This is a genomic window from Arthrobacter crystallopoietes (assembly GCF_002849715.1).
Lineage (GTDB): Bacteria > Actinomycetota > Actinomycetes > Actinomycetales > Micrococcaceae > Crystallibacter > Crystallibacter crystallopoietes.
The window spans coordinates 405,533-418,690 of record NZ_CP018863.1 but is presented as its reverse complement, the minus strand read 5'-3'; the positions used below and the strand labels follow the sequence as shown (position 1 = coordinate 418,690).

Sequence of the window (13,158 nt, the reverse complement as noted above, 5' to 3'; positions counted from 1 at the left end):
GGAGCGGACCAGATGCGCCTGCTGCTGATCCGCCATGGCCAAACGCCGTCGAATATCAAAGGCCTGCTGGACACTGCCGTTCCCGGACCGGAGCTGACCAAGCTGGGCCACAAGCAGGCCCGTGCACTGCCAAAAGCCCTCGACGGCGAGCCGATCGACGCACTGTTCGCCTCAACCGCGATCCGAACCCAGCTGACCGCCTCGCCGCTTGCCACCGGGATGCAGCTGGACGTTGAAATTCGCGACGGCGTGAAGGAAATCTCGGCCGGACAGCTCGAGATGCTCGGCGACGCTGAATCCGTGCGCAGCTACATGACTACTGTCTTCGCCTGGTCCGGCGGAGATCTGGACCGGCGGATGCCGGGTGGGCCGGACGGCCACGAGACGTTCGGCCGCTTCGAAGAGGTAGTCGCCGAGGCCGAGGCCGCAGGGCTGGCAACTGCCGCCATTTTCAGCCACGGTGCCATGATCCGTAGTTGGGCCGGAGCGAGGGCCGGAAACCTGAGCGTGCCGTTCGTGGCGCGTCAGATTCTTAGCAACACCGGCGTGGTTGTCCTTGAGGGCAGCCTGGCCACCGGCTGGAGGGCACTGACCTGGATGGGCCAGGCCGTGGGCGGAGCCGAGCTGGCGGATACGCTGGCCGACGGGCCGACGGGTGATCCGGTTCCCGCACGGGAAGAGCCGTAAGCGTTCAAGCCGGGCTGGGCGGATTTGGCGCGGCAGCGGGACACTGCTGCCGCGCCTGGAGGTTTCAGCGGTAGTTGATGAACTGGAGATCTACGTCCAGGTCAGCTGACTTCAGCATCCCCATAACTGACTGCAGGTCGTCCCGCGACTTGGAGCTCACACGCAGCTCATCGCCCTGGATCTGGGCCTTCACTCCCTTGGGGCCTTCATCCCGGATGAGCTTGGAGATCTTCTTGGCCTGATCCTGGGCGATGCCCTCCTTAATCGAGGCCTCGATCCGGTACTCCTTGCCGGAAGCGTACGGCTCGCCGGCGTCGAGGGACTTCAGCGAGATGCCGCGCTTGACCAGCTTGGACTGGAGGACATCCAGAACGGCCTTGACCCGTTCCTCGGAGTTGGCCTTCATCAGGATCTTCTCGCCGCTGAAGTCCACCTCTGCGCCGACGCCCTTGAAGTCATACCGCTGCGCGATCTCCTTCTGCGCCTGGTTGAGGGCGTTGGCAACTTCCTGGGTGTCTACCTTGCTGACGACGTCGAATGATGACTCACTGGCCATGGTTCCTCCTTGAGTGTGGGAAAGGTGCTCTGCCACTAGCCTACTGTCTGTCCGCAGGCCCGGCGGGTATGTTCACAGCCCTTACTCAGGTTGCCCTCAGTCCCTGTACATCTTCCGGCGAAAGACTCGAATAATTGATTCACCAAGGGAACCATTTGAGGAGACAGCCGATGTCCAGCCGCCAGCGGTATCTTGTCCGTTCGATGAGGGTGGCTGCCGGCTCATTCCTCACGGCCGCAACGGTGGCTACGCTGACGGTCATCGGTTCCGGACCGGCGGCGGCAAGTTCATCAACGGCGAATGCCGTCCATTCCCATCTCGCCGTGGCCGGAACCGGCACGTTCATCCGGCGGGAATCCGATCTGCCGGTGAAGCAGCCTGCTGAAGCCCGGATCACTGGCGGCCGGCAGGATGCCGAACGTGAGTCGCGGTTGGCGGGACTGCGTGCCGAGATGGACCAAGCCGTTGCCTGGGGGATGGTGACGCAGCGCCAGGCTGATGGCTTCATTACCCAGCTGGCGTCCCGCATAGATCGCGGGTTTTAGGGCGGAAAACATGGGTTCAGGAGCTCGATTCGATTCTCGGCCCGATCTTCTGTAAGGTTGTCTTGCTTCCACTTACGGAGGCGGTCTTCAAAGAAGACGTTCGGCAGATTACCCGAGCGGCCAAAGGGGGCTGACTGTAAATCAGCTGGCAATGCCTACGGGGGTTCGAATCCCTCATCTGCCACCGGACATAAGATCCCCGGAACTTCATGAGTGTGAGGTTCCGGGGATTTTTGCTTAACCATTTACTGCCCTAGTTCGGGCCGTCTCATATGCCCCAGATGTCAATTACGTCACATTTCGGACGTCTTACAACACTGCGGCAACATTCCCTTGTGCACGAGGTGCGAGGACGTACTCTGGACATACCGCTCGCCGGTGGCCACAGTGACGTGGTCTTGCCAGATCTGCGTTCGCAGTCGTCAGGAGTACTAGATGGGACGAAAAAACGCGGCATTGACAAGTCTCCATGAACTCATGGGGTCTGCTCGGTCGGGTTATCCGGAGAAGGAACGTGCGTGGCCGGCGCGCCTGGCCGTGTGGGCCGGAGCCGTGGCGGTTGTTGCGTTGAGTGCAGGGACGCTGGTCGCCCCGGGAGCGGTTGCGGTCTCGGCCGGAGCGAACACGCTGGTAAACCTCTGGGAGGACCTGCCCGAGGACCTGCCGCTGGAGCGTTCATTGCCCCAGCACACGGTGCTGCTGGACAAGGACGGCAAGGAGTTCGCCCGCTTCTACAGCGAGAACCGGATCGACATCGACGTCGACGACGTGTCGCCGACGTTCCTCGAGACGCTGATCGATACCGAAGACGCACGCTTCTACGAGCACAACGGAGTGGATCCGTACGGCATTACGCGGGCGTTCGTGAACAACGCCGTCAATGCCAGCCAGCAAGGTGCCTCCACCCTCACCCAGCAGCTGGTCCAGAACATCCTGGTCAACAACGCGCGCGACGAAACCGAAGAATCGGTCGCGGTGGGGGACACCTACAACGCGAAAATCCGCGAATCGAAGTACGCGGTCCGGCTCGAACAGCAGCTGAGCAAGGACGAAATCCTGAAGATGTACGTCAACGCGGTATATTTCGGCAACCGCGCCTACGGCATCGAGGCCGCTGCCCGGATCTACTTCAACACTTCGGCATCGAAGCTCAACCTGACGCAATCGGCGATGCTGGTGGGCATGCTCAAAGGGCCGGCAGTTTATGATCCGGTGGTCCATCCGGAAGCGGCGACGATGCGGCGGAACACCGTGCTCTCCGTGCTGGAACGACGGGGGACGATCACCGCCGAAGAAGCGGATGCCGCCCGGGAAGCGCCCTTGGGCCTTGAACGCGGATCTGTTCCCTCCAGTTGCGGCGACTCGGAGTATCCGTTCTACTGCCATTTGGTCCGCGAGGAAATTCTGACCAATCCGGCCTTCGGAGCCACACCCGAGCAAAGGGCGGACCGGCTATCACGCGGCGGGATGACCCTGACCACAGGATTGGACCGGCAGGCCATGGAGTCGTCCCGGAAAGCGGTGACCAAAGCACTGGGCGATAAGAACCGGGCCGCCCTCGGCGTCGCCGTCGTTGAACCGGGAACCGGCCATGTTGCGGCCATCACCCAGAACCGGAAGTGGGGTAAGGGCAAGGGCGCAACCGAGGTGGTTTACGCCACCAGCGAGTTCCAGGTCGGCTCCTCGATGAAGCCGATCGTGCTGGGCACGGCCCTGAGCCAGGGGGTTCCTGCCTCGCAGCGTTACTCCGCGAACGGGCCGTACTACTCGCCGTCGCTCGATGATCCGGTGGAGGGATTCCACAACTACGGCTACATCAACCACGGCAGCGTCGACGCCTACGAAGCCATCCGCAAGTCCATCAACGTGTATTTCGTCCGGCTGATCGAACAGACCGGAGTGGTGGACGTGGCAAAGTTCGCCGAAATGCTGGGAGTGACGTCTCTGCCGACGGACAAGCTCAGCGGCCGGGAAGCTTCCCTGGCACTGGGGGCGTATGAGATTTCGCCGCTCGAAATGGCCAACGCTTACGCCTCGTTCGTCAGCGGCGGCGTGGTGTGCAAACCGGTCACGGTGATCGCCGGGATCCGCAGCGATACCGGCGAGAAGATCCCGGTTCCCGATGCCGACTGCCATCAGGGTATTGATCCGGGCGTTGCCGATACGGTCGCGGACGCCCTGAAAGAGCCGTTCAAGTCCGGCGGCACTCTCTCCGGCATGGGCAAACTCAAGGGGCGCGAGGCCGGGGCCAAGACGGGCACAACCAACGATTTCTCCGCCAACTGGATTGTGGGGATGACGCCGCAGTTCTCGACGGCGGTGTGGCTTGGCGATCCGCGCGGTGGCGGCCAGTACCCGCTGGACGAAGTCGACGCCTACGGGACCACGTTCTACGATCTCACCGGTTCCGAGGTGGCCGGGCCCGTTTGGAAGGCCACGATGGAAGGTGCACACAAGGGACTGCCGGCGGTTCCGCTGCCCGAATCCGCGCCCGTCGGGGTAGGAACAGTTACTGCCAAAGCCATTCCCGACGTCCGCGGCCTGAAGGTGGACGAAGCCATCACGGTGCTGCTGCGGAACAACCTGACGCCGGTGATCAATAAAGAGCCGGCCAAGGAGAATCCGCTGTACACGCCGGATACGGTGACCGCGCAGACTCCGGCCCCCGGCAGCTCCTTGAAGTACCGGCAGGAAGTGGCAATCACTTTGAGCGCCGGTAGCGATACGTCGATCAGTGTTCCGGCCGAATAGCAGTTGAGGAGCCATCGTGTCTGTATTCGAAAAGCGCCCAGGCATGGCACTGGCAGCTGGTGCCCTGGCACTGACGGCTGTCGCAGGGAGCGGACTCTGCGCGCTGTATCTGTCCGGAACGCCTTTTGTTGCCTCCGAACAGGTTTCCGTTGAGGAAAAGGCGTCAGAAAGCGCCGCGGCCAAACCTATCTTCGCCGAGATCCGGGACATGCCGGCGGAAAAAGTACTGTCGGCAGCACTGGCGGAGCCGCCGAAGGGATGGCGGCCTTCCGGCACGCTGCAGCGCTCGGCGTCGCAGCCGGTGCCATACTCCTGCGCCGTCAACGACACGGCTCCGTCGGTAGCCCTGTCGCGGCTGTTCAGCGTCGACGGCGATCGTGTCCAAGTCGTTACTGCCGCCTATACCGCGGGACTTGGCGCCGAGGTCATGCGGCAGCAGGTGGAGGAGGCGCGGTCCTGTGCCGGCAGCGCGGTGGCAATCAACGAGAGTAAAGTCGGCGGCAAAGATCCAGGCGTGGAAGCGCACCGTGTCTTTACCTATAAAGGCAGCAGCGCCGCCCAAGTGGTCTCCTTCCGGCGTGGAGATGTGCTTGCCTTTCTGGTCGGCGCGCCGGATGCTCCGCTGAGCCGGATCGCGAGGCAGCTGGACGATCATCTTGCCGCCGGGCTCAAAGACGTCTGCGTAGACCAGAAATCGGTGGCTGCGGATGCCTCGCGCTCGCCGTGGTCCGCGGCCGGGTACAAGCCGTACATGGTCAAGGACAAAGTGGCTGTCCGCGACGTGCCGTTGCCCACGGTGCCGGCCGGCTCAGGGATCGAAGCCGTTCCGCTGCCGGGGCCCAAGATCAAGGTTGAATACGTCCAGCCGGCTGCGGATCCCTACTACGCGGTATGGCCGCCGATGCCCAAACAGATGGACGTACCGGAACCGCCGAAGAGCCCGGCAAAGGCAGCCGTGACCGAAACCAGCATCAGGATCCTCGCAGAGGACAAGCAAGGACCGGGCTGCGGCTGGGCGTTCACCGGAATGAGTCCCATGGTTTTCGACGCCAAGGCTGCAGAGCAGACGAATGCCGAACGGCGCCGGGAGGCCAGCCAGAAGCTGACGGCAGGGACCCAGCAGTGGCAGCAAAGCGTGCTCGACTACTGGACGGCGTACGACAAGTACGGCCAAGCCGCGGACGATTACAAGGACTATGCCAAGGAAGTCCGCAAGGTCAACAAGGCCTGGGCGGCCATAGGCGCCGAATGGGATGCTTACTGGGTTTCCTACGCTGCCTATGAAAGCGCTTTGGGGGTACGCGCGCAGTTCTTCCGGGACCAGGAGAACGCCGAATGGTCCTACCTGAACGCGCTGGCCCAGTGCGAGGCGGACAACCGGAGGGCGGCGGAGCAGCCCAAGCCCAAGCCCAAGCCAGAGCCCGAAGACTCGGACGACAAGGACAAGGATGAGGACAAGGAGGAGCCGAAGGAGGAGGAGCAGGAGCAGCCTGAGGTGAGGCAGGTTGACTGCGACTCTGCCATAGGTGTTCCGGCCATCCTGGACTGGGCTCCGCCACCCGTGCCGTCAGAGCCTGCCCCGCCGGCCGACCCGCGCCCTGAAAACCGCCGCTAGGTGGCGGCGGGGCGGAGGCGGCTTCAAGCGGCCTCCGCCCTGGCGAGCGGGTAGATGTCCCAGAGGAAACAAGTGGCTTCAGCTTCCACAACATGCATCAGGTTGAAGTGCAGCCATTTCCAGGCGGAGGCACCGTTATTGTCCGCGGGAGCGGGCGGACAGCTTCCCGGTGTATACCAGCTGCCGCGGCACCAAATGTGATGCAGCTTGCCGTTGATCGTCTCGTACGGATTGTCGCCGGCGTTGCCTCTGGGCAGGTCCAGCTTGGATCTCAGCGAGGCGGCCCGGCCCACGGCATAAAGTTCGGTCCTGGACGGGTCGTGGCCGAAGGGCAACTCCTCCACCAGTTCATCAATCAGGGCCGTGCTGAGTGCCACCGCATCATCGATAGTCGAACCCTCGGTCAGGATCAGTGCAGTTTGGCGTTCCATCGGTTGCTCCTTCGATTGTGGTTGATCCGTCGGAACCGAGATTAGGCGGCACCTGAAGCGGCGGGTAGGGCGGCCGCAAACCTGTGGAAAACACGTGCACGATCGGGGCGTTGGACACCAGCGCTCATGCGCTGAGCGAACAGGGGGCGACATATTCGACTGATCCCGTTAGCGTGGAAGCATGGCAACGATTAATATCACCGAAGCCCAGTTCCCCCAGACCATCGAAGAGAACGACATTGTGTTCGTGGACTTCTGGGCTGATTGGTGCGGCCCATGCAAGCAGTTTGCCCCCGTATACGATTCAGTCTCCGAACAGCATGAGGATATTGTCTTCGCGAAGGTAGACACCGAGGCCGAGCAGGGCCTCGCCGCCGCAGCCGGCATCACCTCCATCCCGACCCTGATGGCGTTCCGCGAGAAGGTCCTTGTCTTTTCGCAGCCGGGCGCCCTGAACTCGGGCCAGTTCACCGAACTGGTGGATGCCGTCAAGGGCCTGGACATGACGGAAGTCCACGCCCAGGTAGCAGCTCAGCAGCAGCAGACCCAGCAGGCCGACGCGGAGTAGGACTCTGCCCCCGCGCCAACAAGAGCTCCCCGCCGTTCCGATACGGCGGGGAGCTTTTTTGGCTAGATCAGTGGAAGCGGTGGTCCTGCGGGGCCAGCCGCGGACCGAAGGCCGGTTTGCGGAAACCGCTGAGGTAGAGCATCCGCACCACCCGCTGCCGGTGCCCGCGCCAAGGCTCCAGCAAAGCCAGCATCCCGGCGTCGTCCGTTTTCCTTCCGGTCAGGGCGTAGCCGACGAAGGCGGCTAGATGGAAGTCCCCGATGGAGATCGAGTCCGGGTCGCCATGGGTGCGCTGGGCGATCTCGGCGGCGCTCCACGGCCCGATGCCCGGTATGGAACAGAGCTTTGCCGCCAGTTCCGGGCCGGGGGAGAGTGCCGCCAGCCGCTCCAGGCCGGAGGCAACTTTGCAGGCGCGAAGAATGGTGGCGGAGCGTTTGGCGTCCACGCCGGCGCGGTGCCAGTCCCAGGACGGGACGCGCCGCCATTGCTCCGCGGAAGGCGCGACCTTCAGTCCTGCTGGCGCGGGTCCGGGGGCGGGCGTACCGTACTTGCTGACCAGGTACCGCCAGGAATAGCGGGCTTCGATGGTGGTGATTTTCTGCTCCAGCACCACCGGAACCAGGGCGTCCAGGATGCGGCCCGTACTTGGGAGCCGCAGGCCTCGATGCCGCCGTCGTGGTTCGGTGACGAGCTTCGGGAGCGTGGCGTGGAACGCTGTCTGGTCGAAGGCCGTCCAGTCATCATCTGCGCCCAGCAGGGCCGGCAATCCGGGCAGCGCTGCCTCGGCGCCTGGGCCCCAGGCGAGGGCCCGGATGACGGCTGGATCAGCGCCGCCGTTGGGACCCGCGTCCTCGCTGGTCAGGCGCAGCGTCACCGGCCCTTGGGCAGTGGTGAACGCCAGCCACGCGCCGTCGTGCGTGGTTTGAAAGGTAGGATCCTGCTTGCCGCGGGGAATGATGCCCAAGGTTCCGGGCAGATCGTAGCCGGCAGGAAGTTCCACCGTTGCCGCGGCGTCTGCGGTGGGGGCAGCGGTGGCGGCAAACGTGGAAGGCACATATCCATGGTCGCACGCGCCGGGGATGGCAGGGCGGCTGGCTTGAGTCGCAGGGTTTCGTTCCGGCTATGAGCCTTGTGGACGGGCCGGTAGATTTGGGCGCATGAAGTTTGCCAATTCTGTACTGGACCTGATCGGGAATACGCCGCTGGTCAAACTCAACAATGTGACCGAAGGCATCAGCGCCACGGTGCTGGCCAAAGTGGAGTATTTCAACCCGGGCGGATCCATCAAGGACCGGATCGCGGTGAAGATGGTGGAAACCGCGGAGCAGGACGGACTGCTCAAGCCCGGCGGAACCGTGGTGGAACCCACCAGCGGCAACACCGGCGTGGGCTTGGCGCTCGTGGCGCAGCAGAAGGGCTACAAGTCCATCTTCGTCACCCCGGACAAAGTGGGCGTGGAGAAGCGCGACGTGCTCAAGGCCTACGGCGCCGAAGTAGTTGTCACGCCCACGGCCGTGGCGCCCGACAGCCCCGAGTCCTACTACGGCGTGTCCGACCGTCTGGTCCGCGAGGTGGAGGGTGCGTACAAGCCGGACCAGTTCTCCAACCCGGCGGCTCCGCTGAGCCACTATGAAACCACCGGCCCGGAAATCTGGCGGGACACGGACGGGTTGGTCTCGCACGTGGTCATCGGTGCCGGCACCGGCGGCACCATCACGGGGACCGGCCGCTACCTCAAAGAGGTTTCGGCGGACCGCGCATCGGGTCCGGTCCGGATCATCGGCGCCGACCCGGAAGGCTCCGTCTATTCCGGCGGCACCGGACGCCCCTATTTCGTGGAGGGCGTCGGCGAAGACATGTGGCCGGCGAACTACGACAAGTCCGTGCCGGATGAGGTCATCGCGGTCAACGACGCCGAGTCCTTCGCCATGACCCGCAGGCTGGCCCAGGAAGAGGGGCTGCTGGTCGGCGGTTCCTCCGGCATGGCCGTGGTCGCCGCGCTGAAGGTGGCCCGGGAGCTGGGACCGGACGACGTCGTCGTTGTTATTCTGCCGGACTCCGGCCGCGGCTACCTGGGCAAGATCTTCAATGACGAATGGATGAAGTCCTACGGCTTCATTGCCGGCGGCGAAGAGGCCACCGTGGGCGAGGTGCTCAAGGGCAAAGCCGGTCGACTGCCGGAACTGGTCCACACCCACCCCACCGAATCGGTGCGCGACGTCATCGAGATCATGAACGAGTACGGCGTCTCCACGCTGCCGGTCTTCTCGCAGGAACCGCCCGTAGTGATGGGCGAGGTGCTCGGCTCGGTGGATGAGCGCACTCTGACAGCCCAGCTGTTCAAGGGCGAAGCCAAACTGACCGACAAGATCGGCGACCACATGGGCGAACCGATGCCGCTGATCGGCTCGCTGGAATCCATCTCCGCCGCCCGCGAAAAACTCCAATCCAACAATGCGCTGATGGTGACCTTTGTAGGCGCCCCCATCGGCGTGCTGACCCGCCACGACCTGCTGACCTACCTGACGAGCTGAAGGAGATTTCCATGACTGCAGAGAAGAACCAAGGCTTCAACACGCGCGCCGTGCACGGCGGCCAGGCCTTCGAACCGCGCACCGGTGCGGTTGTGCCGCCCGTGCATTTCAGCTCCACCTACGCCCAAGACGGGATCGGCGGCCTGCGCGACGGCTACGAGTACGGGCGCGGCACCAACCCCACGCGCGATTCGCTCCAGGAACAGCTGGCGGCGGTGGAGGGCGGCAAGCACGCATTCTCCTTCGCCTCCGGCCTCGCGGCCGAGGATTCGCTGATCCGCGCGCTGCTGGCCCCGGGCGAACACATCGTGCTGGGCAACGATGCCTACGGCGGCACCTACCGCCTGATCAACCGCGTCCTCGGGGACTGGGGCGTGGGCCACACGGTGGTGGACATGTCTGATGCGTCCGCGGTGGCGGCGGCCGTGAACGAATACAAGACCCGGTTTGTCTGGGTGGAAACCCCGTCCAATCCGATGATGAAGGTCACCGACATCGCCGCGCTCGCCGAGGTTGCGCACGGCGCCGGCGCGCTGCTGGTGGTCGACAACACCTTCGCTTCGCCGTACCTGCAGAACCCGCTGGCGCTCGGTGCGGACATCGTGGTGCACTCCACCACCAAGTACATCGGCGGCCACTCGGACGTGGTCGGCGGTGCCGTGGTGCTCAACGATGACGAGCTGGCCGAGAAGATCGGCTTCATCCAGTTCGCCGTGGGCGCGGTGTCCGCACCGCTGGACGCGTTCCTGACCACCCGCGGCCTGAAGACGCTGGGCGTGCGCATGGACCGGCACTCGGCCAACGCACAGGCCGTGGCCGAATGGCTGCAGGGCCGGCCCGAGGTCGAGGCTGTCTACTACCCGGGCCTGCCGGACCATCCCGACCACGAGCTGGCGAAGAAGCAGATGCGCGGCTTTGGCGGCATGGTCTCGGTCTCCTTCAAGGGCGGCGAGGCCGCGGCCCGTAAGGTTGCCGAAAACACCACGATCTTCACCTTGGCGGAGTCGCTGGGTGGGATCGAATCCCTGGTCAACTACCCGTCGGAGATGACCCACGCCTCCGTGAAGGGTACGGAGCTGGAGGTCCCGGCCAACCTGATCCGCCTCTCGGTCGGCATCGAGGACACCGAGGACCTGATCGCCGATCTGGAGCAGGCGTTCAAGCAGCTCTAGCGGTTTCAAACCCTTAACAACGACGGCGGTGCCGGACTTTTGGAAGTCCGGCACCGCCGTCGTCGGTTGCGAAGCAGGTGTCCCTAACGCTTGGTGGGAACCGAAACCTCGTGGTTGGTGACGTCCTCAGGGCTCCAGCATTCGACTCCGTCCAGGTCCGGCATGTCTCCTGCGGTGAAGACCGGGTCAACGCCTTGCCTGGATTGTGCGGTGTAATGCTTGAGCAGCCGGAAGGCGACGCCGGAGAGCAGCCCAATGGCGATTAGGTTGGTCAGCGCCATCAGGCCCATGATGCCGTCGGCAAGGTTCCAGATCAGCCCGGCAGAGGCAATGGAACCGAGGAAGACTGCCGCGGTGGCCAGCGTGCGGTACATCATCAGGACGGTTTCGTGGTCGGTAATAAAACCGATGTTGGTTTCCCCGTAGTAGTAGTTGCCGATGATGGAGCTGAAAGCAAGCATGAAAATGATGACCGCCAGCATGATGCTCGCCCAGGACCCCAGTTGCGATGTGATGGCGGTCTGGGTGAGCTCGATTCCCTGCGATGCTCCGACGGGATTCTCCACGGTGCACAGAATGATGAACGCGGTGATCGAGCAGATCAGGAAAGTGTCGAAGTAGACCCCGAGGGTCTGGACCAACCCCTGCTTGACCGGATGCGTAACGGAGGCGGTGGCGCCGGCGTTGGGAGCCGAGCCGAGGCCGGCTTCGTTGGAGAACATGCCGCGTTTGACGCCCTGCATGATGACTGTGCCCAGGCCGCCGCCGATGGCCGATTGGAAGTTGAAAGCCTCGCCGAAGATCGCGCCCAGCACGTCCGGTACACGCTCGAGGTTCATGCCGACGATGACCAGGCCGAGCAGCACATACAGCAGCGCCATTGCGGGGACCAGAGATTCCGTGACATGGGCAATGCGTCGGATACCGCCGAAGACCACCAGTGCAGTCAGCAGTGCCAGCACCAGGCCAACGGTCCAGCCGAAGATCGGAGTGACCGCTTCGGCGCCGAAAGCCCCGGCTACCGATTGGGAAATGGTGTTGGCCTGCAGGGAACTGAACGCGAAGGGGAAGCAGATGATGAGGATGACCGCGAAGATGATGCCCATCCAGCGCTTCTTCAGGCCGCGCTCCATGTAATAGGCGGGGCCGCCGCGGTAGCCGTCCTTGGTCCGCACTTTGTACAGCTGGGCCAAGGTGGATTCGACAAAACTGGAGGCACCGCCGACGAACGCCATGACCCACATCCAGAAGACGGCACCGGGGCCGCCAACCGCAATGGCCGTGGCCACGCCGGCCACGTTGCCTACTCCCACGCGGGATGCGGCCGAAACGGTAAAAGCCTGAAAAGAGGAAATCGATTTGCGCGAGCCGTCCTCGTTGACCAGGGCTCTGTCCGTCAGCGTCTTGAACATGGCCGGGAGCAGACGCAGTTGTACCACGCCGGAGCGGACAGTGAAGTAGATCCCGAGAACCGCCAGGACAGGGAGCACCACCCAAGTCCATAGTTCGTTGCCCCACGTGCCGAATAACTCTTCCAGGAATTCCATGGGTACACCCTACTGACCACGACGCCGTAACCACACCCCTGCTGCCGCCCGGGACCGGTCCGCGAACCAATTCCGCGGTGCAACAGCCCTAAACTGGGGCAATGACTTCCGGATCGCTGCTTGCTGTTTGCTCTGTCCATGCCTTGAAGCCCGACGAGAGCATTGTCGGCGTGACCGCCATCGACAAGCGGACCGTAGAAGGCCCGGTGCTGGTGCACCAGCTCGGGCTGCGGACGGATGTGCAGGCGGACCGCAAGCACCACGGCGGTGAACTGAAGGCACTTTACGCCTATGCCGAGGAAGACGCGGCGCAGTGGGCGGCCGAGCTCGGGCGCGAGGTACCGGCCGGTTTGTTCGGCGAAAACCTGCGTACCCAGGGCCTGGCGGTCAGCCAGGCGCTGGTGGGGGAGCGGTGGCGGATCGGCAGGATCACCGCGGAGGTGACCATGCCGCGGATTCCCTGCGCCACCTTCGAACGGCATATGGCAGAACCGGGCTGGGCCAAGCGTTTCCTGCGCAAGGGGTTGCCCGGCGCCTACTGCAAAGTGGTGCAGGCCGGGGAAATCGCATCGGGCGACAGTATTGAGGTGGTCTTCCGTCCCGGGCACGGCGTGAGTGTGGCGGACGTTTTCGGGGGGCTGGACAAGGCCCAGGCACAGGCACTGCTGGACTCGGAAGCGGCTGGCGAAATCAGCATCGGCGGCAACGTCAACAAGGCGATCAAACTGGGACTGCGCAGGGGCTGACCCGCA

The 13,158-nt window shown here is 63.9% G+C and carries 12 protein-coding genes and 1 tRNA gene; 9 read left to right on the top strand and 4 right to left on the bottom strand.

Features of this window, described 5'->3' with window-relative positions; genetic code table 11:
• Positions 1–12 precede the first annotated feature (12 nt).
• A complete protein-coding gene (locus AC20117_RS02000) occupies positions 13–687 on the top strand; it encodes a histidine phosphatase family protein (RefSeq protein WP_074701210.1) in 675 nt (224 codons plus the stop codon).
• 64 nt (positions 688–751) lie between these two features.
• Here AC20117_RS02000 and AC20117_RS01995 read toward each other — a convergent pair whose 3' ends face one another.
• Positions 752–1,243: a YajQ family cyclic di-GMP-binding protein gene (locus AC20117_RS01995; protein ID WP_074701211.1), complete on the bottom strand. Its 492-nt coding sequence runs from the start codon at positions 1,241–1,243 to the stop codon at positions 752–754.
• Positions 1,244–1,413: 170 nt separating this feature from the next.
• Between AC20117_RS01995 and AC20117_RS01990 the strand changes: the two genes are divergently transcribed.
• From AC20117_RS01990 to AC20117_RS01975, 4 genes are all read left to right on the top strand, one after another.
• Positions 1,414–1,788 carry a hypothetical protein gene (locus AC20117_RS01990; protein ID WP_074701212.1) on the top strand — a complete coding sequence of 125 codons (375 nt, stop codon included), beginning with the start codon at positions 1,414–1,416 and terminating at the stop codon, positions 1,786–1,788.
• A gap of 102 nt (positions 1,789–1,890) precedes the next feature.
• A tRNA-Tyr gene (locus AC20117_RS01985) sits at positions 1,891–1,972 on the top strand.
• Positions 1,973–2,223: 251 nt separating this feature from the next.
• Positions 2,224–4,539: a penicillin-binding protein gene (locus AC20117_RS01980; protein WP_236777420.1), complete on the top strand. Its 2,316-nt coding sequence runs from the start codon at positions 2,224–2,226 to the stop codon at positions 4,537–4,539.
• 16 nt (positions 4,540–4,555) lie between these two features.
• The gene (locus AC20117_RS01975; RefSeq protein WP_139186797.1) at positions 4,556–6,154 is read left to right on the top strand and encodes a hypothetical protein; all 1,599 of its coding nucleotides are present in this window, start codon (positions 4,556–4,558) and stop codon (positions 6,152–6,154) included.
• Positions 6,155–6,177: 23 nt separating this feature from the next.
• On the opposite strand, the gene AC20117_RS01970 is transcribed toward AC20117_RS01975, so the two are convergent.
• Positions 6,178–6,585, bottom strand: a complete 408-nt coding sequence (locus tag AC20117_RS01970) for a hypothetical protein (RefSeq protein ID WP_074701215.1) — start codon at positions 6,583–6,585, stop codon at positions 6,178–6,180.
• Positions 6,586–6,766: 181 nt separating this feature from the next.
• Between AC20117_RS01970 and AC20117_RS01965 the strand changes: the two genes are divergently transcribed.
• Positions 6,767–7,153 (top strand): thioredoxin family protein, encoded by a 387-nt coding sequence (locus AC20117_RS01965; RefSeq protein ID WP_074701216.1) that lies wholly within the window; start codon positions 6,767–6,769, stop codon positions 7,151–7,153.
• A gap of 67 nt (positions 7,154–7,220) precedes the next feature.
• On the opposite strand, the gene AC20117_RS01960 is transcribed toward AC20117_RS01965, so the two are convergent.
• Positions 7,221–8,207, bottom strand: a complete 987-nt coding sequence (locus AC20117_RS01960) for a DNA-3-methyladenine glycosylase family protein (protein ID WP_074701217.1) — start codon at positions 8,205–8,207, stop codon at positions 7,221–7,223.
• A 103-nt stretch (positions 8,208–8,310) separates the two neighbouring features.
• Between AC20117_RS01960 and AC20117_RS01955 the strand changes: the two genes are divergently transcribed.
• Both AC20117_RS01955 and AC20117_RS01950 read left to right on the top strand, forming a co-directional pair.
• Positions 8,311–9,687 (top strand): cystathionine beta-synthase, encoded by a 1,377-nt coding sequence (locus tag AC20117_RS01955; protein WP_074701218.1) that lies wholly within the window; start codon positions 8,311–8,313, stop codon positions 9,685–9,687.
• A gap of 11 nt (positions 9,688–9,698) precedes the next feature.
• Positions 9,699–10,859, top strand: coding sequence for a cystathionine gamma-synthase (locus AC20117_RS01950; protein WP_074701219.1), 1,161 nt, complete (start codon positions 9,699–9,701; stop codon positions 10,857–10,859).
• 83 nt (positions 10,860–10,942) lie between these two features.
• Here AC20117_RS01950 and AC20117_RS01945 read toward each other — a convergent pair whose 3' ends face one another.
• Positions 10,943–12,406 carry an alanine/glycine:cation symporter family protein gene (locus AC20117_RS01945; RefSeq protein ID WP_074701220.1) on the bottom strand — a complete coding sequence of 488 codons (1,464 nt, stop codon included), beginning with the start codon at positions 12,404–12,406 and terminating at the stop codon, positions 10,943–10,945.
• Positions 12,407–12,507: 101 nt separating this feature from the next.
• Here AC20117_RS01945 and AC20117_RS01940 point away from each other — a divergent pair, with 101 nt between their 5' ends.
• Positions 12,508–13,152 carry an MOSC domain-containing protein gene (locus AC20117_RS01940; protein WP_074701221.1) on the top strand — a complete coding sequence of 215 codons (645 nt, stop codon included), beginning with the start codon at positions 12,508–12,510 and terminating at the stop codon, positions 13,150–13,152.
• Positions 13,153–13,158: the final 6 nt, after the last annotated feature.

Bases quoted from the DNA above. Each gene is read 5' to 3' on its own strand.
- AC20117_RS02000 (WP_074701210.1), top strand. From the start codon at position 13: ATGCGCCTGCTGCTGATCCGCCATGGCCAAACGCCGTCGAATATCAAA.
- AC20117_RS01995 (WP_074701211.1), bottom strand. From the start codon at position 1,243: ATGGCCAGTGAGTCATCATTCGACGTCGTCAGCAAGGTAGACACCCAG.
- AC20117_RS01990 (WP_074701212.1), top strand. From the start codon at position 1,414: ATGTCCAGCCGCCAGCGGTATCTTGTCCGTTCGATGAGGGTGGCTGCC.
- AC20117_RS01980 (WP_236777420.1), top strand. From the start codon at position 2,224: ATGGGACGAAAAAACGCGGCATTGACAAGTCTCCATGAACTCATGGGG.
- AC20117_RS01970 (WP_074701215.1), bottom strand. From the start codon at position 6,585: ATGGAACGCCAAACTGCACTGATCCTGACCGAGGGTTCGACTATCGAT.
- AC20117_RS01965 (WP_074701216.1), top strand. From the start codon at position 6,767: ATGGCAACGATTAATATCACCGAAGCCCAGTTCCCCCAGACCATCGAA.
- AC20117_RS01955 (WP_074701218.1), top strand. From the start codon at position 8,311: ATGAAGTTTGCCAATTCTGTACTGGACCTGATCGGGAATACGCCGCTG.
- AC20117_RS01950 (WP_074701219.1), top strand. From the start codon at position 9,699: ATGACTGCAGAGAAGAACCAAGGCTTCAACACGCGCGCCGTGCACGGC.
- AC20117_RS01945 (WP_074701220.1), bottom strand. From the start codon at position 12,406: ATGGAATTCCTGGAAGAGTTATTCGGCACGTGGGGCAACGAACTATGG.
- AC20117_RS01940 (WP_074701221.1), top strand. From the start codon at position 12,508: ATGACTTCCGGATCGCTGCTTGCTGTTTGCTCTGTCCATGCCTTGAAG.